The sequence below is a fragment of the Weizmannia sp. WK01 genome (genome assembly GCF_025905465.1).
GTDB classification, from domain to species: Bacteria; Bacillota; Bacilli; order Bacillales; family Bacillaceae_C; genus Weizmannia; species Weizmannia faecalis.
The window spans coordinates 372,165-396,370 of record NZ_CP109616.1 but is presented as its reverse complement, the minus strand read 5'-3'; the positions used below and the strand labels follow the sequence as shown (position 1 = coordinate 396,370).

The window sequence follows — 24,206 nt, the reverse complement described above, 5'->3', positions numbered from 1 at the left end:
TCACCCGGTACAGGCCGGAGCAGCAGAAAGCTGTTCAAACCATTTTAACTCTTCGCGCAGTTTTACCACTTCTCCGATGATCAAAAGCGATGGGTTGCGCAGCCCAGCCGCCTTTTCACTTAAATTTCCAAGCGTGCTGACCGCGGTTTCCTGTTTTTCAGTCGTGCCCCAGCGGATTAGTGCAGCCGGCATGTCCGGTGATTTGCCGTGCTTTATCAGTTGCGCACAGATGAGTGGCAGATTTTTCACGCCCATATAAATGCAAAGTGTATCAATTCCCGCATATTTGGACCAATACGCATCAAGATCTTCGCCTTTTTTCGTGACGCCCGCGATAAAAGCAACGGATGTACTGAGCCCGCGGTGGGTGAGCGGAATGCCGGCATAGGCGGGCACAGCGGAACCGGCTGTAATTCCCGGCACGATTTCAAACGGAATATGTTTTTGCACCAGGACTTCCGCTTCCTCCCCGCCTCTACCGAATATAAACGGATCACCGCCCTTTAAACGGACAACCGTTTTTCCTTGGTTAGCAAATTTCACAAGCAGGTGGTTGATCATATCCTGCGTCATCGTATGGGCATCCGGTTTTTTCCCGCAGTAGACAAGTTCTGCATCCGGCCTTGCCTCTTTTAACAGGTCCGGATTCACCAGCCGGTCATATAAAATGACATCCGCTTCCCGGATCAGGCGCAATCCTTTCACTGTAATCAGCTCCGGATCGCCGGGTCCTGCCCCGACTAAATATACTTTTCTCATTTCTTCACCTGCTTTAAACTTAATCGGACTCGTTGTTTTGGTTGATGCGAGCACTTGAACAATCCTAGTCTGGATTGGCTACAAGCGGGCACCTGAAAAAGCTGGCTGCTTTTGCCGCTAGAGCTTGCTGAACGGGTCCAATTCTGCGTTTGTACCCAATTTATCAGCAAGCTCCATCTCAAAATATAAAAGAATCCATCTTCGAAAATGCGATTTTATCTTCTCTATACGCTGAATCAGCTTCCAAGTGCAATTTTTTCCCTGGTTTTTTCATAAAACCGATTTGTATATAAATTTTTGCCGCATTCTTACCAAATCTAGGAATTTTGTAAAATGAACGAAATCTTGTCATGCAGACTGATGCTTACTCTTATTACCTATGTCATTTTATATAGCAGCCTTATTTTTTCTGAACCGTATGCAGCCCGCATTCGGTTTTATTAAAGCCCGCCCATCTTCCTGCTCTTGAGTCGCTGTTTCCGACAGCACGTGTGCACGGGAAGCAGCCGATGCTCGGATATCCCTGGTCGTGCAATTCGTTATATGGAAGATTGTTAGACCGGATATAGTTCCAAACATCATCCCATGTCCAATGAATCAGCGGGCAAATTTTAATCGAATGGAACCTTTCATCTTTATTGACAAAATTCGTTTTTGCCCTTGTCGGCGATTGCTCCCGCCGTAAGCCGGATATCCAGGCCGCCGCTCCCTGCAGCGTTTCTTCAAGCGGCTTGATTTTCCGGATATAGCAGCATTGGTCCGGATCCCTTTTCCAAAGGGCAGATCCGTATTGCGCCGCCTGTTCATCAAGCGTAAGCGACGGTTTTTTCATTTGTATATTTAAAGCCGGATATTTCTTTTTCACTTTTTCAATCAATTCGTAAGTCTGCGGAAAGTGCAGGTCGGTATCCAAAAATACGATATCCGCATCTTCTCTGACTTTCGAAATGAGATCAATCAGCACCATTCCTTCTGCGCCGAAACTGCACGCATATACCACTGATTTGCCGTACGTGCCATATGCCCACTGCAAAATTTCCAATGCGCCCTTCGTTTCATCTTCCGGCACGAACGCTGCGAACGGATCCGACGTAAACTGTTCATATGTGAGCCGCGTTTGCTCCACTCTATTCCCTTCTTTCGCATTCGATTACTAAGGATTAAACGACAAAAATCTTCTTACCCTGAAGTAAGAAGATATCCATTCCCGGGAAATCTTCTTATCTTTCAGGCCACCACCTGCAGGAATTGGCACAGTGCCCATTTCCGGACCTGCTGCCGAGGCTTCACAGGGCCCTTCCCTCCACCTCTCTTGATAAGAAAATAACAATATATAAGCTTGAAGTTTATTGTATACCTTCTTATGCTATTCGTCAACGAAAAATTCTGATAAAGAAAATCAGGCCCATTTTCAAGAAAAATGTTTATATGTCGGTTTTTGATCCTCATTTGATGGAAAAGGTTTCCAACTGACCCTTCATTTTTTGGCTAGCTTCCTTGGGCTTTTCTTCAAAATTTTGCTTCTGTACCAGATTGGTCATTCATCTTTAAACTTGCGGATGTCCTCAGTCGTACCAGGCTCAAATCTGTGCTTCATCTCACCCGGATTTCTGCAGCATCTTTTTAAAAAGGAGCAACAGCTACCTTTTACCATAGAGGTCTTTCCTTATTATCAAACGAATAAACATAAGGCATCGTAAGAATCAAACAAACCCAAATAATGACGATTAGTGTTATGAATGCAACTTTTGGAATGCCCAATATCATCAGTCCAAATGATACGAAAAGGCAAAGTAGAGAAAGATAACCAACTTTATTTCGAAACTTCATACTTGGATATAACTTGGCTGTACAATTTGGACATTCCATGGTTTGGTCAAACTTCCATAGTCTCTTAAAAATATAAATCCACTTAAATTGATGGTTACAATTCAAACATTTTGGCAGGCTCATTAAATTTCACCTTCCTTTTCATTGATTCTAACATAAAATTCAATTTATTTTTTATATTAACAACTATGGTTTGGAAAAGTCTTCTTTTTCAGTGCGTTTTCCAACCTGCGGGGGTAAACTACATATATCAATTGACACAGACTGAATGAAGGCAAAGCGAGGTGGAAAAATGATTCATTTGGACAAGCATCATGACCCCTGGACAAACGGCATACTGCTGCGCCAACTTTCACGCAGGACAGTCCAGCCGGGTACCCTGATCCGGGAGAATGAAGCACTTTTTCAACAGTACTGTCAGCCGGAATTTCACAAACCGTTTTCCCTTTCACGGTTGCTGCTGAACCGGCGATATCCGGTTGAACCGTATAAAACGCTTGCAGATCAGAACGGCCTTGTGTACCCGGAATGGAAAACGATATTGGATCAAGCGTACAGCCGTCTGCTGGCTGTGGCATCCCGTACAGTCAATGTGGCAGATTACGGTGCGGTCGGCGATGGAAAAACCGACTGCACAGCGGCTTTCCAAAAAGCATTGGGAAACGGCCGGGTGAAAGTGATCGTACCGAATGGTGTTTTTCTAGTAAAGGGGCTTAAGCTGCCTTCATGGACATGCCTTTGCGGCAGCGGAAAAGGCGTAACCATCATCAAACTCCATCCGCATGCACCGAAAAAAACGCGTCTCATCCAAAATGCCCATTTTCATCGTGGCAATCACCATATATCGGTGGAGGGGCTCACGCTCGATTGGAATGTCGAAAGGCTCGGGCAAGAGGAAAGAACGGCGGCAGGAAATAACCGTTCAAGCTGCCTGACTTTTGCGCACGTCACGTTCGGCTGGGTGAAAAATGTGGAGGCGGTGGGGGCCGGACTGCACGGTTTTGATGTATCCTCTGCCCGTTATCATTATTTGGGAGACGGCTTTCTCGCCCCAGGAAGGAGCCGCTATATCTGGCTGGACGGGCTCACGGCAAGCGGATTCGGTGATGACGGGATTACCACCCACCATAGCGACTATTGTTTTATTTCAAATTCTTTCTGTTACAACCCAAGTGGAAGGGCCCACAAAAAAGGGTTTTCCAACTCCAATGGCATTGAGATTGATGACGGCTCGCGCCATGTATGGCTTTGCAATAATGCATCAAGCGGCTGTTTCGGAGGTGTTGAAATCAAAGCCCACCACAATGCATCGGCTGCTTCTCATGTGCATTTGTATGGCCATCTTTCTGTCCGCGACAACCGCTCTTTTAACTTCCGGCATATCGGCCACCATAAAGGCAAAGATGCCGATTCGAAAAGCGCGAACCATATTGTGGCGGCCAATCTAGTTTCTGTCGCACCGGTGTTTACGGATTTATATGAAGGTTCAACGCCGCGCAGCCTCGTTGTTTCCGCTTACCGAAACGTTGTAATTAACGGGCTGACTGCGCTTGGCGACCCGGATTATGATTTCAAGGGAAATCCTGTTGTCGCCATCCAGTACCGCGCAAAAAATGTTATTTTGAAAAATGTAGAAATCAGCGGGTTTCAAAATGCAAAACGGATCAGGGGCAAAGACAAATGCGTACTGCTGTAATGCTTGGATTGTTCATAAATAAAGAGAGAATCTAAGCAAGACTTGCCGAATGAATCGGATAATAGCTTCTTATCCGATTCACCCTGCAAGTCCAGCCTTCATGTTTGCCACCAATAGAAGCGATATCTGCAAAAAAGGGGATGAAATGGCTTTCGAGTGCAAAGTTTTTTCTACATCTTTTTGAAACCCTTGCATTTAAAGTTCGGCAAAACCCTTGGGATCCTTGCCCGTCCGAGATTTTGCTGATTCAGCAAGCCCTGGATCCTTCCTTTTCATCATCGTTTGAAGATCATTTCCCGGGGAAACTTGGTGTCTTTTGTCATGAATGCGGGCGTGGAAAGACATTTCTATACAAAGTTTTTGCCGACTTTGCGCCCCTTCTCGAGTAAAAGACATTTTGTCTTCCTTGATGCCAATGCCCGGAAATTTGTTGTGACATGTCTTTCATAGCACTCGTGCCAGTAATGTTATCGCAATTTTTCTCTCATTAAGTTGCGAATACTTTTCCCGACCAATTGTGTTATTTTCCTTTCACCATAAAGGACGCTTTCCCGGGAAATTTGTTGCCTTTTGTCTTTTTAAAGACCTCTAAAAAACATTGGGACCATCGTACGGATCCTTTTTTGTCTTTTTGAACGTTTTAAAAAGACATTTTGACTCAGTCCCACCCCCGTTTTGTCTTTTTGAAGGCTTCGTGACCACTGAAAAAAGCCATTTTTTTATGTAAAATTTGCTGTGTAGTGTAAGAAATTTTCTGTAAATGGTACTCTTTACCATAGAAATTAGTAAAAATGACAAATGTTTGGCTATAATTCGCCTTTTTAGAGGATAGTATGGCGGCTATCCTCTTTAAATTTACTGCCAAGGCTGTTAGCTTGGCTTGTAAGCCCATGCTTTTTAGACCGTACCATTTGGCACGATCTAACCCGTGGAAATTCTTCATTTCGCCATTTTTCCCTTCTTGGCATGCTCTTTTTTTATACTTCTCTTTAAATCCCTCCGATTTCTGTTGTTGACTATACTCATAAAATTCTGGGGTGTTGATTCCGATCCCTAATACTTTTCCGACTGTTTTTCCGGTTATGCAAACTTCTCGCATTGGGCAATTTCTACATTGTTCTCTGTCAAAATAGTAATTATACGTTTCTTTTCCACATTTTCTTATATAGTGTTTCTTTTTGATTGTTTTGTTTCCTTGACTACAGAACCACTCGTCAGAATCTTTGTTATAACTGAATCTTTCTTCGTCTATGCGATATGCAGCTTCACTTACAGGGATGTATGCCTTTGCTTTAAGTTCAGAGATTTTGTCTAAGATTGGCTTTTTAAAATAGGCTTTATCACCATATACTTCTGGCATTTTTATTCTCGTTTTCTTGGTTAACTCTAATAATTCATCAAACTTCGTTCCATCCACATAAGCTCCATTACCAGTATGAACAGCTGTAATCATTCGATCTTCTGTTGTCATCATAAATTCCGTTTTATAACCAAAGAAAGGATCATTTTTGCTTTTATACCCTATTCTCGCTTCTTGGTCGACAATCGATCGTACCCCTTTTTGCTCCATAAACTTCGGGTCTGCTAAAATTTCTTTCGCATTATTAACGAGTGCTTTTGTTTCAGGTGCTTTCTCCAGTTCAACTAGTTCTTCTACCTTTGATACCGTTTCTTCAAGATAGGACTTCATTGTTTTTCTAGCTTCATCATGGTTTTCTATTTCTTTATAATCAGGGATTTCTTGGTTGATTTCACTTGGTATTTCTCCGTTTTCTTCTTTAACGGTTTTAAAGATTTTTTTCGCTAATTGTTTCATGACTCGTTCCGGTCTATATTTTTTGGTGTTGGCTTCTGTATGAGTGGAATCAATCGTTATACCAGAAACCTTTTGTAAAATTCCTTTTTCAATGCATTGGTTTATGATTTCAATAATAATTTCATCTATAGTGAGATTGCCTTCTAATCTACTTTTACGAAATTTTGCCAAAAGACTTGGGTGAGGGAGGTCGTCTTCCGGATTGATTCCTAAAAAATACATATATGCAAGGTTTAATGAGCAATTTTCTATAACTTTCTCATCAGATAAGTCATAGAGTTTTTGTAACACCAAGATTTTAACCATAAGTTCGGGCTCTTTTGCTGGCCTTCCATATTCTTTACAGTAAGTTTTTTCAAGCATTTTATTGATAAAACTAAAATCCACTTCATCTCTTAATAATTTAAGTGTATGATTTTCAGGAATTTTATCGTATAATATGGAATAGATGCTTAATTGATTATCTTTTTCTTTAAGCATGATAGATACCCCCAGTTTGGTTTTGGTTTGTAGTATAACTTTATTATACCAAATACTGGGGGCATTTTTTTTCAATTTATTGTACATATAATTATTTTGAATTTTCAGATTGACTTTTTCAGTGGTCCCGAAGGCTTCTAAAGGACACTTGGACCACTACCCAGATCCTTTTTGTCTTTTTGAGCATCTTAAAAAGACATTTTGGCTCGATCCCCACTCCTTTTTGTCTTTTTGAAGGCGTCTAGGGGACATCTTGGGGCGAGAATCATTGCCTTTTGTCTTTTTGAAGGTCTCTAAAGGACATTTGGACCTCCGCCCGGATCCTTTTTTGTCTTTTTGAACGTTTTAAAAAGACATTTGGACTCGGTCCCACCTCCTTTTTGTCTTTTTGAAGTGTTCTAGGGGACATTTCAGGGTGGGAATCATTTCCTTTTGTCTTTTAGAAGGCCTCTAAAGGACACTTGGACCACTGCCCAGATCCTTTTTGTCTTTTTAAACGTCTTAAAAAGACATTTGGGGGCGGATCCCATTCCTTTTTGTCTTTTTGACGGCTTCTAGGGGACATTTTGAGCTCTGGCCTGATCCCTTTTTGTCTTTTTGAAAGCCTGTAAAAGACCTTTGGACCACTTCCCCGGATCTGCCTCAAAAACATTCGAGCCAAGTACCGCAACTGGTTTAGGATCAAAAAAGTGGGATCCCCATTTTTAGAGATCCCACTTTTTTCCTGCAGGCCGATCCAGGTACTTATAAACCGAGCGAAATATATTTGACTTCCAAAAATTCTTCGATGCCGTAACGGCCGCCTTCCCTGCCGAGACCACTCTGCTTGAAACCGCCGAATGGGGCCTGCGGCGTGGACGGAAGCCCGTCGTTCAGCCCGACAATGCCATATTCCAGCCCCTCTGCAATTTGAATGCCTTCTGAAATATTTTCCGTGAACACATACGCAGCAAGACCGTAAATGGAATCATTGGCACGCCGAATTGCTTCATCAATATCCGTAAATTTCGTTACCGGTGCAAGCGGCCCGAATGTTTCTTCATTCATGCATATCATATCATCGGTAACATTGGAAATGACTGTCGGCTCAAAGAACAACCCATCTTTCGCGCTGCCGCCTGTTTCCACGGTAGCCCCTTTTTCCACTGCATCTTTGACGTGATGTTCTACTTTTTCAACCGCATTCCGGTCAATCAGCGGACCGATATCCGTTCCTTCTGCAAGGCCGTCCCCAACACGGAGTGCTTTCACTTTTTCTGTAAATTTCTTGGTAAAAGCTTCATACACTTCTTCCTGTACATAAATGCGGTTCGAGCACACACAAGTCTGACCGGCGTTGCGGAATTTTGCTGCAACCGTGCCCTCTACAGCTTTATCGAGGTCCGCATGTTTTGTGATGATCACCGGTGCATGCCCACCAAGTTCAAGCGACACTTTTTTCACTGTGTCAGCTGAGCCGCGCATCAGCTCTTTCCCGATTTCGGTCGATCCGGTAAAAGTAAGTTTGCGGACGCGTTCATCGGCAAGCCAAGTGTCCCCGATTTCCTTCGCACTCCCGGTTATTACATTGATGACGCCTTTCGGAATGCCGGCTTTTGCAGCAAGCTCAGCAAGCTTCAAAGCAGTAAGTGGTGTCTGTTTTGCCGGCTTGATGACAACGGTGCAGCCGGCAGCAAGCGCAGGCGCAACTTTGCGGGTAATCATGGCAGCCGGGAAATTCCACGGGGTAATGGCCGCGACAACGCCGACCGGCTGTTTATGGACAAACAGGCGTTTATTGGTGGTGGATGCCGGAATCGTTTCGCCATACACACGCTTTCCTTCTTCGGCAAACCACTCGATAAAGCCATTTGCGTAACGCATTTCACCGAGTGCTTCCTTTAGCGGCTTGCCCTGTTCAATGGTCATCGTCCTGGCAAGCTCATTTTCATTTTCGCGGATCAGTTCAAACCACGTGCGGAGGTAAGCACTTCGTTCATAGGCAGAAAGCGCCGCCCACGCCGGAAAAGCCGTATGCGCCGCATCCACAGCAAGCCTGGCTTCCTTTTCTCCGCCTTTTGGAATCGTCGCAATCACTTCGCCGGACGCAGGGTTGTCCACTTTAATTTTTGGCAGTCCTTCCCCTGTCCACTCACCATTCAAGTACATCAAGTAGTCTTCCATAGCTCCATCTCCCTTCGAGTAATAGTTTACGATTTTTCAGATGATTTTTCTCGTTTTATGATTGCAAAATTTGTTTCGCCGACATGAGTATTCTTGATTTTGTAATTAAAAAAGAATACCTCTGACTTACTCATTTTTACATAATTTTGATGTCAGGAAGCATGCTGAAATGTTTCATACGATAAGCTGACCCTGTCAGTTGACAAAAATTTAATGGAGCGACAATCAGGTCATAAAAAAACGTAACAGAAGCTCATACAAAGCCCTTGTTACGCACAATCCAAATGCCAATCAAACAAAAGTTAACTGCGGGAAAGAATCAGATCCGGAAGTCTTAACTACAACGTGAATCCACCTTCACCCATTATAAGAAAAATCCCCAATCACACCCTTTCCGCCACTTCCACCGCGTGACGGATCAGGCTGCGGACGACGTTGCCGAAATGGGCGAAACGCTGGTCTTGTGTCTGGCCGCGTTTGTAGCGGTAGTAGATTTGCTGGCAAATGCCGGCGAGCTTAAAGTAACCGAAAATCAAGTAATAATCGATGTTCGAGACGTCGCGCCCGCTTTTTTTCGCATAGGCTTCGACAAACTCGCGGCGTGTCATAAAGCCGTCCAGCGTCGTGACGGACGGTTCACCGAGCCCATTTTTGATCAAATCCGGGTCATCTTTTTCCGTCCAGTAGCTGAGCGCAGCGCCAAGATCTGCGAGCGGGTCGCCGATGGTCGCCATTTCCCAGTCAAACAGGCCAGTCATTTCCGAAAAATCTTCGTTAAACATGGCGTTATTCAGCTTATAATCATAATGAATCACGGCTGCACCTTGTTGCGGCGGAATATGATCACGCAAATAATGGATGAGCGGCTCTGCTTCCGGAATTTCATCCGTCTTCGCACGCAGGTAGCGCTCAATCCAGCCGTTCACCTGGCGTTCGAGAAAACCATCCGGCTTTGACATGGAAAGGAGCTCTGTCTTTTCATATGGGATCGCATGCAGTTCCACAAGCCGGTCAACCATGATACCGGAAATCCGCCGGCACGTCTCCTTTGTCGGCTCCACTCCCGGCGGAAAAGCGGTGTCAAGCACAATACCATGCTTTCTTTCCATGAGAAAAAACGGAGCGCCGATCACAGACGGGTCCTCCTCGAAAAGCAACACTTCCGGCGCCGGTGTGAAAAATGGCCGGAGCGCCTTCAGCACGCGAAATTCGCGCCCCATGTCATGCGCTTTCGGGGCAACCGGGCCAAGCGGCGGGCGCCTGAGCACTGCTTCCCACGAACCTGCTTTTAATTGATAGGTCAAATTCGAACGGCCTGCTGAAAATTGTGCGATTCCAAGCGGTACATTCGGCATTTGCGGAAACTTCTTCTGCAGGTATTCCTGCAGCCTGGTTAAGTCCAGTTCTTCCCCTTTGCGGACCGGAATTGTGTCTGAATGCATTTTTCCTCTCCCCCTTGTATCCCGTAATAGGCAGATCGTTTTTCACATCGCCGTCTGCAAATGCTTTTCCAGGATGCCCCTTATGTCATCTGGAATCGGGCGGGATTGCTGCTTATCAAAGTCAAAAAAAACGACAACCGCTTTCCCCCTTGCGATCAAGCGGCCGGTTTCTGCATCCAGAATTTCATGAGCCAGTTCACAGCTCGTATTGCCGAGCTTTGCCACACCGGTCCTGATCGTGAGTTCTTCATTATAAAACGCCTGGCTGACAAAATCGCATTTTACTGAAGCTAAAATAATATTGAAATCTTTTATTTCTACGCTTGCACCAATGCTTTCAAAAAATTTCAAACGGGCATCTTCCAAGTAGATGAAGTAACTGGTGTTGTTAATATGTCCGATAGCATCTGTTTCGCAAAAGCGTGTCCGTAATTTCAATTCATGCAAAAAAATCCCTCCCTTTTGCTTGAACACCATTACGGTAGCTGTAGATTTACAACCTTGCAAGGTCCTGACCATGATTGATCCGTTGCTACAATCCCTTTTTTTCCCAAGACCATTTCTTGTCACAGCTGCCGCAATGTGATGCGCTTTTTCATCCCGTGCAGTCTGCTCATCACAAGGCCGTCCCCAATTCCAGCTACCGCATTGTAATGCACTTTTTCGATTTCGTGCAGTCCCGCAATACAATCTCATTACAGCAGTTGTACGGTTTTACAACCTTGCAAGGTCCTGGCCATGATTGATCCGCTGCTGTAACCCCTTCTTTTCACAAGGCCATTTTCTGTCAGCTGCGGTAACGTGATGCGCTTTTTCATCCCATGCAGCTCGCTCAATACAAACTCATTGCGAAAGCTGTAGGGTGTTGCACCTTCCAAGTCCTGGCCATGATTGATCCGCTGCTGCAATCCCTTCTTTTCACAAGGCCATTTTCTGTCAGCTGCGATAACGTGATGCGCTTTTTCATCCCATGCAGCTCGCTCAATACAAACTCATTGCGGAAGCTGTAGGTGATGCACATCCCAGGATCCTGGCTATGAATAATTCCGATACTAAACCTCTATTTCTCAAAGCCATTCTCAAATACAGCCGCCGTAACGTAATGTGCTTTTTCAATCCGTTCAGCCCGCTTGCTCGATCTCAAAACAACACCATTACGACAGCTGCATGGTTCTATGCTTTTTCAATCCCGTGCAGGACGATATCCATGAACAGTTCTGCCACTTCTGCCGCCGATTTCCGACCTTCCGGGTTAAACCACTGGTAGCTCCAGTTCACCATGCCGAGAATGGCAAAGGAAGTAAGATTCGCGTCCAGATGCTCCGCAAACTCGCCGATCTCAATGCCTTCCCGGATCAGCTTTTCAACCCCGAGGCGGAAAGCTTCGCGTTTTTGTAAAATCAGTTCGAGCTTTTCACCGCTTAAATTTTTGATCTCCCGGAAAAAGATCAGGGCTTTTGCTTTTTCCGTTTTGATGCTTTCAAGCAGCATCAGGACAAGCGCATGCAGTTTTGCCTTGCACGATGCGTTTTCCGAGAGAATGGCCTTCTGTTTTTCCAAAAGTTTCGTAATATAGTCCATATGAATGTCCATCAAAAGTTGTTCTTTGCTGGAAAAATAATAGTAAAACGTGCCTTTTGTCGCGCCGATGCTGTCGACGATGTCCTGAATGGATGTCTCCGTGAAGCCTTTTTGTTCAAACAAGCGTATGCTGTGTTCCGTAATCTTCGCTTTCATGCCGGTCCTCTCCATCTATTACTATATTAAGAAAATTATATCACATGCCCGGCTTCACGTTTCTGCTCTTACTCGCGCACTTTCTTTTCTTCTTCGCGCAGCTTGCGGCGCAAAATTTTCCCGACATTTGTTTTCGGTAACGCATCACGGAACTCTATGATCTTCGGGCGTTTATACGGGGCGAGATGGGCGCTGCAATATTCGCTCAGTGCTTCTTCCGTCATCTTCTGCCCTTCTTTTAACACGACAAATGCCTTAACGGTCTCACCCCGGTATGGATCCGGCACACCGATCACCACTGCTTCCTGGACGGCGGGATGCGCATACAGCACCTCCTCGACATCGCGCGGGTACACGTTATAGCCGCTTGCAATGATCATATCTTTTTTGCGGTCAACAATATAAGCGTACCCTTCCTCATCCATTTTCGCGATATCGCCGGTGTACAGCCAGCCATCCCGAAGTGCTTCCGCCGTTTCTTCCGGCATGTTCCAATACCCTTTCATCACTTGCGGGCCTTTTACAATCAGTTCGCCCACTTCGCCCGGTTTCAGTTCCTCCGTGCCGGTTGCAACATCGACGATTTTATAATCTGTTGATGGTATCGCGATCCCAATGCTGCCCGGCTTGCGTTTTCCGAAAACCGGATTGCAGTGTGTAACCGGGGAAGCTTCCGAAAGGCCATACCCCTCGACAATGACGCCCCCCCGTTTTTTCTTCAAACTGGCGCAAAAGTCCGAGCGGCATCGGTGCACTCCCGCTGTTGCAGGTCTTAATGGAATCCAGCCCGTACTCCATCGCTTTCGGGTGGTTCGTGATGGCAACATACATCGTCGGGACACCCGGAAAATAGGTTGGCTGCGTTTCCTTGATGGTCTGGAGAACTTCTTCAAGATCAAAACGCGGCAGCATGATCGATTCCGAACCGGTGTAGATTACATAGTTCATGGCACATGTCATGCCAAACACGTGGAAAAGCGGAATAACGGTCAAAATCCGTTCTTCTCCCGGCCCCATGACCGGTTTGAAAAATGCATAGGTTTGCACCAGATTGGCAAGAAGGTTTCGGTGGGTCAGCCTCGCACCCTTTGACCGGCCAGTGGTGCCGCCCGTATACTGGAGTACGGCAATATCCTCCCGGGGGTCGAGCGCAGGAGGGTTGTAATCCGTGCCTGCCTGTAAAAAGGCATCAAAGGGTTCAGCATCATCCAAAGGGCCGGCTGCCGGCTTAAAACTGGCTGTGACAACATTTTTCAAGGATGTTTCCGGGCGGACGGCCTGCACTTTCGGGTACAAATCATCTAGGACAATGATGGTTTCTGCGCCCGAGTCATTTAATATATGCCTGATCTCCGGTTCGACAAGCATCGGATTGATCTGGACAATCACAGCACCTGCCATTAGCGCACCGTAATAGGACACGACATACTGCGGGCAGTTCGGCAGCATGATCGCCACTCTGCTGCCTTTTTGCACGCCTCTTTTCTGAAGGGCGGAAGCAAAGGCAAGCGATGCTTTGTAAAGTTCCGCATAGGTCGTCTTTCTGCCGTAAAAAGAGAGGTCAGTCCGGTCCGGGTGCTTTTCGGCTGCAGTAACAAGTATTTGGTACAGCGGCGTATCCGGCACTTCAATTTCTTTCGGAATCTCATCGGTATAGACAGCATGCCATACTTTGTTTTCCATTCCAAATCCCCCTTGTTTTTCATTGCCAAATGGACTGTTTCCCTAGGCTTAATAAGGCACCGATTACCGTCCGGCATGTCGGTTTTTAAAGCACATGCATGCCGCCATCGACGAGCAGCACATCCCCTGTCACATAGTCCGAAGCTTGGGATGCTAGAAAAACAGCTGCACCTTTTAAATCCTGATCATTTCCGAATCGGCCGAGCGGCGTTGCTTCCAATATCGGATTTTTGCCGCGTTCAATGATGACTTTGGCCATTTTTGTCGGGAAAAAGCCCGGCGCAATCGCATTCACATTGATGCCGTATCTGCCCCATTTGGCAGCGAGATCTTTTGTAAACGTGATGACCGCCCCTTTACTTGTGTTGTAACCGATCGTGTCCATGATGCGCGGATCGACGCCGCCAAGCCCGGCAATGGAGGCAATATTGATAATCTTGCCGTGCCCCTGTTTGATCATGACTTTTCCGGCTGCCTGGCTCATATGGAAAGTGCCGGTCACATTCGTGCTGATCACTTTTTCCCATGCCTCAATCGGCATCTCTTCGGCAGGCGCCCCCCAAGTTGCGCCGGAATTATTGACGAGGATGTCGATTTTGCCAAACTGCTTCACGGTTTCCGCGACTACTTCATCAACCTGGGTGCGATTTGTAATGTCACACTCCATTGCAAGCGCTCTCACCCCGAGCGATTCGATGCGTGCAGCCGCTTCTTCGCATGCCGCTTTTTTTCTGGAGCAGAGCACGACATCCGCCCCCGCTTCCGCAAATGCCCGCGCGATTTGTTCACCGAGCCCCCTACCGCCGCCTGTCACGATGGCGGTTTTTCCTTTTAAACTAAACAGTTCTAACACGTTCATCGGCCGATCCCCTTTCCTGGTATGGTTTTATCTCAAGCCTTGCAATCTGGTCGAGGTGGACTTCATCCGGGCCGTCTGCAAGCCGCAATGTGCGCGCGTTGGCCCACAGCCGGGCGAGCGGAAAATCGTCCGAAACGCCGACGCCGCCGAACGCTTGGATGGCACGGTCGATCACAGCAAGCGCCATCCGCGGTGCCACTGCTTTAATCATTGCAATTTCCTTTCTCGCCACTTTATTGCCGACCGTGTCCATCCTATACGCTGCTTTCAATGTCAGAAGCCGTGCCTGCTCGATTTCAATACGCGACTCGGCCACCCACTGCCGGATGACACCCTGTTCGGCGAGTGGCTTTCCAAACGGCGCACGGTTTTGTATGCGCTTGCATAAAAGTTCAAGCGCACGCTCTGCAGCTCCAATCAGCCGCATACAGTGATGGATTCTGCCCGGCCCAAGCCGCCCTTGCGCAATCGCAAACCCTTTTCCTTCCCCCCAAATGATATTTTCAGCCGGCACCCGCACGTTTTCGTATGTAATTTCCGCATGGCCGTGCGGGGCATCATCATAACCGAAAACCGGGAGCATCCGCTCAATCTTCACGCCGGGTGTATCGAGCGGTACGAGAATCATAGACTGCTGTTCGTGCCGCGGTGCATCCGGATTGGTTTTTCCCATGACAATCGCAATTTTGCACCTCGGGTCGCCGGCGCCTGATGACCACCATTTCCGCCCGTTCACAATATATTCATCACCGTCACGTACAATACTGCATGAAATATTGGTCGCATCACTCGAAGCAGCATCCGGCTCTGTCATAGAAAAACACGAACGGATCTCGCCGTTTAAAAGCGGTTTCAGCCATTTTTCCTTCTGCTCATCACTTCCGTACCGGGCAAGCACTTCCATATTTCCTGTATCGGGTGCGTTGCAGTTGAATACTTCGGGGGCGATGATGGATCTACCCATGATTTCGCAAAGCGGGGCATACTCGAGGTTCGAAAGCCCAGCCCCGTATTCATTGTCCGGCAAAAACAAATTCCAAAGCCCATCCTGCTTTGCTTTTGCCTTCAATTCTTCCATAATCGGCGGAACAGCAGCCCACCGTGTTTCCTGTGCATTCAGTTGTTCCTCAAAGATCTTTTCACCCGGATAGACGTTTTCTTCCATAAAACGCTCAAGCTTCGAAATTAGTGCCTTCACTTTTGGTGAGTAATCAAAATCCATATGATTCATCCCCTCCCCGTTGACTAACCGGTTAGTATGTTGATTTCATTATAAACAATCATTTGAAAATTTCAAGAAAAAATAAGCTGAATTTCCTCGCATTGTGTTCAATCTTCCCGGTAAAAAATAAAAAAAGCGGGAAACAAATCTCCCGCTTTTTGAAACAGATTTTTCAGGCCTTGCCAATCAGAGTATTTTCCTCCCCAATTGTCCGAGCGCATAGTGGATGCTGTGCTGCAACGTCTGGAAGCAGTCAAACTGGCTGAAATCAAGCCCGGAAGAAGAAATGGTCATGCTCATCGACGGCGATATACCGACAAGGATCGTTTGCGTGCCGATTAAGGAAGATGCTTTTCCGATATTTTCAATAAACTGGATGCTGTGCGGATCGTCTTCCACATCGAGTGCCGTTAAATCAAGCACCAAATACTTTGCTTTGTACTGCGGCAAATTTTTCAATGTTTTTTCTACCAGCTCTTCGGCACGTTCATCGTCATATTTCCCGATTAAAGGCACGACGACAATGCCGTCTAAAATCGGAATAATCGGTGAGGACAGCTGCTTGACGAGTTCTTTCAGCTCCCGCGTCTTATCTTCGACGAGCGCCTCCAGCTGAATAATCTGCTCAGCTTCTTTTTTCCGCGCCAGCTGGTGAATATTATGTGACACCGTGATATCCGACGGGAAATACTCAATGATCGTGGAGTCGTGGCCTTCGATCTGATACCGGACGACTTTATACCATATATTTGTATGGAACAGTCCGGTAAAAATACCAGCGTAGTGGGCAGGCAGAAAATTGCTGCCCGTTTTCTTTCCCTGGGCCACATTGATTTTATGCTCCCAGCTGTCTTTCAGCTCAATCGTCAACGTCTTCTGATCAAAGTTCATGTCTTTCATCACGGCTCTTCCCCAGCCCGCTGATGCGTAAGTAGTGGTAATGAGTTCAGACGCCTTTTTCACATCGAAATCTTTGATTTTATTAAAATAATCGGCAACGAGCAATCCCTGACGGAAACCCGCTGTTTCAAAGACAACATTGGATGCTTCTTCCCCGGATATTTCTTCAATTGTAGTAAACAGATCGCGCATCGCAGTTGGAATCCAGAAAAGGACCGCATCTTCCCCTTCGAAAATGAATCTTCCTTTTTCCAATTCCCATTCAAATTGAAGACCGCCCACATGTATATTCGGATGTTCGCTCACAGAATATCCCCTCTATTATGTACAATAAATTGTATTTTTATTATACCGGTTCAGTTTTCTTGCGTCTATTGATACGGGTTCTGTATGTGACAACATTCGCGTGCTTGCCGGAAAATGTGCTCACACACCAGGGCCTTACTTTCAAAGAAATTTGCTTATACGAAAAAAGGCGGGATTGCCCCGCCGTCCATCTTAATTAATCGCCTAAATTGACATTATGGTAAACTTGCTGGACATCTTCCAGGTCTTCCAGCACATCAATCAGTTTTTCGAACTTCTCCTGGTCCTCATCCGGCAATGTGACTTCGTTTTGCGGTAACATTGTCAGTTCGGCAACGGTGAATTCCGTAATGCCGGCATTTTCAAAAGCTTCCTGAACCGCATGAAACTGGTCCGGTTCCGCGTAAACAATGACGGCACCGTCTTCTTCAAAGACATCGCGGACGTCAATATCAGCCTCAAGCAAAAGCTCCAGTACTTCATCCGCTGTTTTTCCTTCAATGCCAAAGACTGCCGTTTTATCAAACATATACGCGACTGAACCGCTCACCCCCATATTGCCGCCGTTTTTCCCGAAAGCGGCGCGCACTTCGGATGCGGTCCGGTTGACATTGTTCGTCAACGTATCGACAATGATCATCGAGCCGCCCGGGCCGAAGCCTTCATAACGCAGTTCGTCATAGTTTTCATCAGCGCCGCCTTTTGCTTTTTCAATCGCGCGGTCAATGATCGCTTTCGGCACGCTGTATGTTTTGGCACGCTCGAGCACCATTTTTAACGCGCTGTTTGCCACCGGATCCGGCACACCCTGTTTCGCAGCAACATAGATTTCGCGGCCGAATTTCGCATAAATGCGGCTCGTATTGGCATCCCTTGCTGCTTTTTTATCTTTTATATTATTCCATTTGCGTCCCACGGGGATCACTCACTTTCAACAAAAATTCGAATGCTTCCGTACTCGCCCATTGTTGAATTATACACCAAAAGCCTTCCGGTGGGGTAAAATATTTTAAAAAAACATCCCGGCTGACAGTATAGCCGGGATGTCCCGGCATTCTTGATATGCCGATTTTTTCGTTCTTTTCGCTGATGTCCCGGATGATCTTTCCGCAGTTTTGCCATTTTCCATTGGTTTTTTGAAAATGGCTGGTTTTTCAGATCCGCTTTCCATTGATTTTTGGTTCCGCTTTATTTCCTCAAGCCATTTCTATTTCGCCGGTTTCTTGAAAACCGCAGATTTTTTTAAAATTCCACCATTCATAAAGCTCCGGAAACACAGGGCTCCACACGCATGCGGCATGCTGGTTTTTGTTTCTCACTTTCGTTTCGTTCGTATCCCGGACCCTGTTGCCACAACCAGGCCGCCGAGCACATCTGCAATCAAATCGGTCATGGTATCCTTGTTTCCGCCGCCCTGCAAAGTAGTGCCAAAAAATTGGTCACCTGAAAATTCATAGATCTCCCACATTACACCGCCAAGCGCGGCAAACCCAAGCACAAACAAAAATACAAACCATGCGGAGATCGCCTTGCCCGCATCCCGGTGCACAAGCCGTTCATAAAGTGCGATAGCGGCAAATCCGAGAAGAAGGCCACTCACGAAATGCAGGAAGGTGTCCCACCAGCCTAAGCCGTACCAGCCGCGGATCGATCCGAAATATTGGGAGCCGGTTAAAAAAAGAAAATAAGAAATGACAAGAGGCAAGTGGAACCGAAGGCGCGGAACCCACGAAAGGATAAGCGGAATTGCGCCCGAGATCACCCCGCCTGCAGCGACCGCAGCCTTCCAGGACGCGCCGGCCGTATATTGCATGGCGCACAAAACGGCCATCCACAGTACATAAACCAAGCTGATTCCAAACACAATTTTCCGGTCCATAATCCCACTTTCTTTCTTATACATTTTGTTTCCTGAATCCAGTATATATCGCGATCAGCACCCCGCCAAAAAATCCGGCCAGCAAGTCCACCATCGTATCGGTATTGCCGCCGCGCTGCATCGTATGGGAGGCAATTACATCCCCCAAAAATTCATACATCTCCCAAAGAACGCTCCCTGTTATCGCAAGCCCGAGGGCAAACAATGCGGGAATCAAGCGCGACATGCCCCGCCTTGCCGCCTCCGGAACCAGTATTTTATACAGCGTAACGCCGATACAAGCTGTAAAAATGCCCTTATAAAAGTGAACGGACGTGTCCCACCACGAAAAACGCCCGTAAAATCCGGCGATCGAACCGAGGCAGATGGAGCAAATCACGAAAATATACCAGCCAATAATCGAGGGCGTATTGATCCGGTTATGTTTTAAAAATAATAAGCCGAGCGGCAGCGCACTTAACACAATCCCGCCGGCCGCAATTCCCCAGCGCAATGTATCATGCTTTATAATAAAATAGACCATAAGCCCGGCCAAAAGCAACATCATGCCGGTACTGAGCAGGATAATGACGATGTGTTTCAACTTCTCACCCCGTTCTGTTCTTTTCCAGAAATAGGATACCCTTTCTTTTTCTATTTCATCCTATATAAAGTGAACATAGGGTTTGCTGAACGAATCCGATTCTACGTTTGTACCCAATTTTTCAGCAAGCTCTACTCTAGAAGAATCCATCTGCGAAAATGCGATTCTGGTGCAAGCTTTTCCCTGGATTTTTTATAAAATCCTTGCACCTTGCATTAAATTTTTTCCAAAGTTGTCAGCATCCTTGCCCACATCTATGAATCTTGCTTATTCAGCAAGCCCTATGTTAAGGAAGCATGGAAAAAAGACGTTGTTCCTTTACATAGAGCTCGTCTACGTTAAGAAAGCACGAAAAAACGAAGACCTTCCTTCACATAGAACCCGTCTATATTAGGGTTTGCTGAACCCCGGATCCAATTCTGCGTTTGTACCCAATTTGTCAGCAAGCTCTAGAAGAAGAATCCATCTGCGAAAATACGATTCTGTCTTCTCTATACGTTGGATCAACTTTTCCATGGGTCTTTCATAAAACCCTTGCATTTAAATTTTTCCAAAGCTGTCAGCATCCTTGCCAAAGTTAGGAATTTTGCTTATTCAGCAAGCCCTATATAAGTTTTTCGTGCCAAAATTAACTATGATCAGGTTAGATATGGCTTTTGGCAACGCATAAGGAGTAGTAATGTTAAGTTCAACTTATATAGCCGGCAAATCGCCTGATCGTAAAAACATCCGTATGAGCGGCGTTTTCTTTTCCAAAAAGTATTTAAAACATTTCAATTTTAATGATAAAATAAGCTAGGGAGGTGTTTTATGAAAAAAGTTTTGTTTGCATGCTTGGCCCTGCTGTTGCTCTGTGTTCTCACCGGATGGAATCTGCTTGGGAAAAGCGGGAAGCCTGCCAATGCCAACACATTTAAACCGGCAAAACTAACGGCAAATGAAGAAGCCATTTTACACGCTTCAACGGACAACTCTTTTCTTTATCAATACCGTGTCGACCCTAACAAGTATAAATCCGTTAGAATCTGGCTGGAAGAATACAAATACGGAAAATTGGTGAATAACCATCTTTTTGAACTGGAAGAGGAAGCGGGGAAGAAAGGGACAATTATGTTCACAGCCTCTCCGGTAAGCGAAAACAGCAAACGTTATAAGGTCATCGAAGGCATCTATACGGGTAAAGGCAATACCACCTTCAATACATTTAAAACTTTCCCGGCAGCAGGGGATAAAGACATCAACGCGTTTTCCTTGAGCGGCGTTGACAGCGCGGAATCGGCAAGCGGCAAAAAGATTTTGGGAGCCATTGGTTTTTCAAAAGATGATTCTGCGCCGGCCCCTCCGCTTCATGATTTTGAAGACCTGAAAAAACACAAAAAAGAAATACAATCTTACGCAACCCTTTTAGTGGTGCAGTGCGAATTTAAAAATAACAAGCGCAGCGCATGAACAGACGGCGGGTCATGATATCCGCCGTTTCCCTGCAGTTACCGCCATGTGCGGACAGAAAGGAGCGGATGCGCATTTTGCTGCTTTTCAGTGCACACAAAAAGACGCTGAGACACATCTCAACGCCCTTATTAGCTTTTAGCGTGCCTGTGGTTCTTTTTCGCGGCCGTTTTCATCTACAAAATCTTCGTGGTGCGTAGAATACATGGCCATCGGTTCTGCATCCGGGCACATATAGCGGACGGCGCTGTTTAAAGCAACCGGGCCTTCCGCAAACCCCCCGGCAATCAATTTTAATTTGTGCGGGTAAATTGCCGCATCCCCTGCCGCGAAGATCCCGGGTATATTCGTTTCCATCGCGCCATTGACCTCGATCCGCTCGTCTTTCATTTTAAGACCCCAGTTTAAAATGCCGCCATAATCGCCCTGAATGCCGTGGTTCACGACAACTTCATCGGCTTCAAGCCATATTTCTTCGCCCGTCCCGACCTGTTTCACCGCAACGCGTTCGATCCGATTGCCTGTTCCGTGCAGGGCTGAGATGCAGTAAGGGGTATAAAGGCGTGCATTTTTCACCATTTCGGACACATCGGATTCATGCCCGCTGAATGCTTCCCGCCTGTGTACGATCGTAATGCTTTCGGCAATCTCGGCCAGTTCGTTTGCCCAGTCGACTGCCGCATTCCCACCGCCAGAAATCAGCACCCGCTTGTTGCGGAAACGATTCAAGTCATCGACGGCATAATGGAGATTGCCGGATTCATAGCGCTCTGCCCCCGGAATATCAAGCTTAATCGGTTTAAAAATGCCCGCCCCGACAGTGAGGATAACCGTTTTGGTCAAGTGAAGGCCGCCATTTTCCGTACTTAACATAAAGATACCGTCCGGGCGCCGCTGTAATCCGGATACATGCTGATGAAAAAGGATCGTTGGCGAAAAAGTTTCCGCCTGCCGGATCAGTTCCTTAACAAGATCCCCGCCTGTTATTTTCCGGATCCCGCCAATATCCCGCAATGTTTTTTCCGGATAAAACATCGTGATTTTTCCGCCCAGCTGGCCGCTAGACTCCAGCACTTTCGTCTTTAATTTTCGCATGCCGCTGTAAAACGCCGTAAACAAGCCAATCGGCCCACCGCCAATAATGGTTACATCGTATATTTTATGGTCCAATGCCAAGATCCTCCATTCCCGCTCATAAAGAAAGTGGCTACGCCATTTGTGCACGTACTTCTTTATACGGTTTAATCAAATCATAGGAAAGGCAAACCGGTTTTTTGCACCTCGGATCAACTGCAATTTGGGCATCTAATCCGAAACATTCCCGCATCATTTCCACTGTCACCACAGCTTCGGGGCTGCCTTCGTAAAGGATTTCGCCATCTTTCATGGCAACGATATGGTCCGCAAAACGGGCCGCCTGGTTTAAATCGTGCAGCACCATCACGATTGTGCGGTGCTCCATTCTGTTCAGTTCCTGCAAGAGTTCCAGCACTTCCAGCTGATGTGACAGGTCAAGGTAGGTTGTCGGTTCATCCAGTAAAATCATTTCGGTATCCTGCGCAAGTGCGAGCGCAATCCAGACCCGCTGCCGCTGTCCACCCGAAAGCGCATCCACAGGGCGGTCTTTCAATTCTTCCGTTCCGGTCATTTCAAGGGCCCGGTAAATTGCTTTCCAATCTTCACGATTTAGTTTTCCAAACCTTTTTTGGTGCGGGTACCTGCCATAAGATACAAGTTCCGAAACCGTCAGTCCTTCCGGCACACTCGGAGACTGGGGCAAAATCGCAAGCTTTTGCGCAATTTTCTTTGTTGATTGTTTTGCCAGCTCTTTTCCATCCAAATAAACGGATCCGTTTTTCGGAAAGAGGATGCGCGCCAATGCCTTTAACAAAGTGGATTTGCCGCATCCGTTCGGGCCGATGATCGCCGTCATTTTTCCGGCTGGTATATTTAAATTTAAGTTTTTAATAATTTCATGATCTCCATAGGCAACTTTTAAATTTTCTGCACAAAGCTTTGGCATCTCAGTTCCTCCTATGAATCTATCATTAAATGAAAATGATTCTTAATATCATTTTTATTCTATAAGGTTTTTAAATGGGTGTCAAATCGATTTTTTACCGGTAATCTCCAGGTTTTTCCACAATTCAAGCATTCTTGCTGTTCTTTTTTCAAATTTTTAAAATTTTTCATTGATGGAAAGAGGGGGTTCTTCCCTCGTGTCCGCACCGATCCGAAATCCATATGTGATTCCCCCGGCCAAAGCCGTTCATGCAACATGGACGGCAGGCCGCGAAAAGGATTATTTGATCGTTTTTAACACATCCCGGATCATCTCTTTGTTTGCAATCGCGCCGGAGTAAAGCCAGCCGGTATTAGCGGAAAATTCAGCTACATGGTGTTTCTTGACGGCAGGAATGCTTTTCCATAATGCGTTGTCCAGCTCTGTTGCGTGGGTTTTATCGCTGTTAATCAGAAAAATATAGTCTGCATCCAGCTCGGTTAATTTTTCAAGCGAGATGGCATTCCAGTTGCTGGTTGCTTTTGCGGAAATTTCATTTACAACAGCCGGCACCTTCAAGCCTAGATCATTGTACAGGACGTCTCCGCTTGATACATTTTTCGATACGATAAAGAATTTATTGTTCACAAGCCAGATTGCAGCGGCAGAAGGAGCTTTTCCGTTTTTCGCCAGTTGCTCTTTTGCCTTCTTGGCTGTTTTTTCATAATCTGCGAGCACTTGTTTTGCCTTTGCTTCTTTGTTCAACACTTTCCCAACAGTAAGCAGTTCTTTTCTCCAGTCACTGTTTTGCTTTTTGCTTACGACAAAGGTCGGAGCGATTTTGCTGTATTGTTCATACTTCCCGCCTTCCACCATACTGGCATCGTCAATCAGGATTAAATCCGGCTTGAATTTTTGCACTTGTTCATAAGGCAGGTCGTAAGAAATAGCCGGTACCCCTTTCAGTAAATCGTCCTGCAAATATTCCTGAATGCCGTTGCTGACACTCCATTGTGCGACAGGCTTCACCCCGAGTGCAACAAGATGGTCTTCCAAATAAGTCGCAATGACGCGTTTCGGATGAGCCGGCACTTTTACTTTATGCCCCATCACGTCTGTTACCGTCCGGGTTTTTGAACCGCCGGCAGGCTTGTTTCCGTTTCCATTTCCGGACTGGCTGTTCCCGCAGGCAGCAAGGGCAACGGACAGAAAGACAATCCCGCATATTTGGAAAATCTTTTTTAATTTTAGATTGTAAGACATTTTCATCCCCCTGGCATTATGTTAAAATATTGTAGACAGATAAATGATAATGATTATCAACATCAATTAAAGCGAAAATTTTTCATTCTGTCAATCTTTTTTCTTTTTGAATCATAAATTTTTAACCGTATCGAAAT

Annotated in this window: 18 protein-coding genes, 2 pseudogenes and 1 riboswitch; of the genes and pseudogenes, 2 read left to right on the top strand and 18 right to left on the bottom strand. The window is 46.2% G+C overall.

Annotation, left to right across the window (positions count from 1 at the left end):
* The 3 genes from cobA to OF158_RS02000 all read right to left on the bottom strand — a co-directional run bounded on the left by cobA (window position 1) and on the right by OF158_RS02000 (window position 2,712).
* Window positions 1–759: a uroporphyrinogen-III C-methyltransferase gene (gene cobA, locus OF158_RS02010; protein ID WP_017550710.1), complete on the bottom strand. Its 759-nt coding sequence runs from the start codon at window positions 757–759 to the stop codon at window positions 1–3.
* Between the two features lie 400 nt (window positions 760–1,159).
* A complete protein-coding gene (locus tag OF158_RS02005) occupies window positions 1,160–1,885 on the bottom strand; it encodes a phosphoadenylyl-sulfate reductase (protein WP_035182691.1) in 726 nt (241 codons plus the stop codon).
* A 91-nt stretch (window positions 1,886–1,976) separates the two neighbouring features.
* Window positions 1,977–2,081: riboswitch (SAM riboswitch) on the bottom strand.
* 325 nt (window positions 2,082–2,406) lie between these two features.
* Entirely contained in the window at window positions 2,407–2,712 is a 306-nt protein-coding gene (locus OF158_RS02000; protein ID WP_017550713.1) for a TIGR04104 family putative zinc finger protein, read from the bottom strand.
* A 169-nt stretch (window positions 2,713–2,881) separates the two neighbouring features.
* Between OF158_RS02000 and OF158_RS01995 the strand changes: the two genes are divergently transcribed.
* Window positions 2,882–4,285, top strand: coding sequence for a glycosyl hydrolase family 28-related protein (locus OF158_RS01995; protein ID WP_017550714.1), 1,404 nt, complete (start codon window positions 2,882–2,884; stop codon window positions 4,283–4,285).
* Between the two features lie 820 nt (window positions 4,286–5,105).
* On the opposite strand, the pseudogene OF158_RS01990 reads toward OF158_RS01995, so the two are convergent.
* The 12 genes and pseudogenes from OF158_RS01990 to OF158_RS01935 all read right to left on the bottom strand — a co-directional run.
* Window positions 5,106–6,581, bottom strand: a pseudogene (locus OF158_RS01990) (IS1182 family transposase); the annotation flags it as partial.
* 744 nt (window positions 6,582–7,325) lie between these two features.
* Window positions 7,326–8,744, bottom strand: a complete 1,419-nt coding sequence (locus OF158_RS01985) for an NAD-dependent succinate-semialdehyde dehydrogenase (protein WP_017550717.1) — start codon at window positions 8,742–8,744, stop codon at window positions 7,326–7,328.
* A 383-nt stretch (window positions 8,745–9,127) separates the two neighbouring features.
* Window positions 9,128–10,186 carry a phosphotransferase family protein gene (locus OF158_RS01980; protein ID WP_017550718.1) on the bottom strand — a complete coding sequence of 353 codons (1,059 nt, stop codon included), beginning with the start codon at window positions 10,184–10,186 and terminating at the stop codon, window positions 9,128–9,130.
* A 42-nt stretch (window positions 10,187–10,228) separates the two neighbouring features.
* Entirely contained in the window at window positions 10,229–10,633 is a 405-nt protein-coding gene (locus OF158_RS01975) for an acyl-CoA thioesterase (protein WP_017550719.1), read from the bottom strand.
* A 726-nt stretch (window positions 10,634–11,359) separates the two neighbouring features.
* Window positions 11,360–11,923 carry a TetR/AcrR family transcriptional regulator gene (locus tag OF158_RS01970; RefSeq protein WP_017550721.1) on the bottom strand — a complete coding sequence of 188 codons (564 nt, stop codon included), beginning with the start codon at window positions 11,921–11,923 and terminating at the stop codon, window positions 11,360–11,362.
* 68 nt (window positions 11,924–11,991) lie between these two features.
* Window positions 11,992–13,606: pseudogene (locus OF158_RS01965) on the bottom strand (long-chain fatty acid--CoA ligase).
* Between the two features lie 85 nt (window positions 13,607–13,691).
* Complete coding sequence (locus tag OF158_RS01960; protein WP_026685136.1) at window positions 13,692–14,465, bottom strand: SDR family oxidoreductase; 774 nt, start codon at window positions 14,463–14,465, stop codon at window positions 13,692–13,694.
* Window positions 14,443–15,687, bottom strand: coding sequence for an acyl-CoA dehydrogenase (locus OF158_RS01955; RefSeq protein WP_035182694.1), 1,245 nt, complete (start codon window positions 15,685–15,687; stop codon window positions 14,443–14,445). The genes OF158_RS01960 and OF158_RS01955 overlap by 23 nt, the downstream gene beginning before the upstream one ends.
* A 186-nt stretch (window positions 15,688–15,873) precedes the next feature.
* Complete coding sequence (locus OF158_RS01950; protein ID WP_035182697.1) at window positions 15,874–16,893, bottom strand: STAS domain-containing protein; 1,020 nt, start codon at window positions 16,891–16,893, stop codon at window positions 15,874–15,876.
* A 196-nt stretch (window positions 16,894–17,089) separates the two neighbouring features.
* Window positions 17,090–17,809, bottom strand: a complete 720-nt coding sequence (locus tag OF158_RS01945) for a YebC/PmpR family DNA-binding transcriptional regulator (RefSeq protein ID WP_035182699.1) — start codon at window positions 17,807–17,809, stop codon at window positions 17,090–17,092.
* 399 nt (window positions 17,810–18,208) lie between these two features.
* Window positions 18,209–18,796 (bottom strand): DUF2238 domain-containing protein, encoded by a 588-nt coding sequence (locus OF158_RS01940; protein WP_035182702.1) that lies wholly within the window; start codon window positions 18,794–18,796, stop codon window positions 18,209–18,211.
* A complete protein-coding gene (locus OF158_RS01935) occupies window positions 18,789–19,355 on the bottom strand; it encodes a DUF2238 domain-containing protein (RefSeq protein WP_205421994.1) in 567 nt (188 codons plus the stop codon). Before OF158_RS01935 ends, OF158_RS01940 begins: the two co-directional genes overlap by 8 nt.
* 810 nt (window positions 19,356–20,165) lie before the next feature.
* On the opposite strand from OF158_RS01935, the gene OF158_RS01930 reads away from it, so the two are divergent.
* Window positions 20,166–20,804, top strand: coding sequence for a hypothetical protein (locus tag OF158_RS01930; protein ID WP_035182707.1), 639 nt, complete (start codon window positions 20,166–20,168; stop codon window positions 20,802–20,804).
* Between the two features lie 138 nt (window positions 20,805–20,942).
* On the opposite strand, the gene OF158_RS01925 is transcribed toward OF158_RS01930, so the two are convergent.
* The 3 genes from OF158_RS01925 to OF158_RS01915 form a co-directional block, all read right to left on the bottom strand.
* Complete coding sequence (locus tag OF158_RS01925; protein WP_035182709.1) at window positions 20,943–21,980, bottom strand: NAD(P)/FAD-dependent oxidoreductase; 1,038 nt, start codon at window positions 21,978–21,980, stop codon at window positions 20,943–20,945.
* A 31-nt stretch (window positions 21,981–22,011) separates the two neighbouring features.
* Entirely contained in the window at window positions 22,012–22,827 is an 816-nt protein-coding gene (locus OF158_RS01920; RefSeq protein WP_035182711.1) for an ABC transporter ATP-binding protein, read from the bottom strand.
* A gap of 279 nt (window positions 22,828–23,106) precedes the next feature.
* Window positions 23,107–24,069, bottom strand: a complete 963-nt coding sequence (locus OF158_RS01915) for an ABC transporter substrate-binding protein (RefSeq protein ID WP_035182713.1) — start codon at window positions 24,067–24,069, stop codon at window positions 23,107–23,109.
* Window positions 24,070–24,206: the final 137 nt, after the last annotated feature.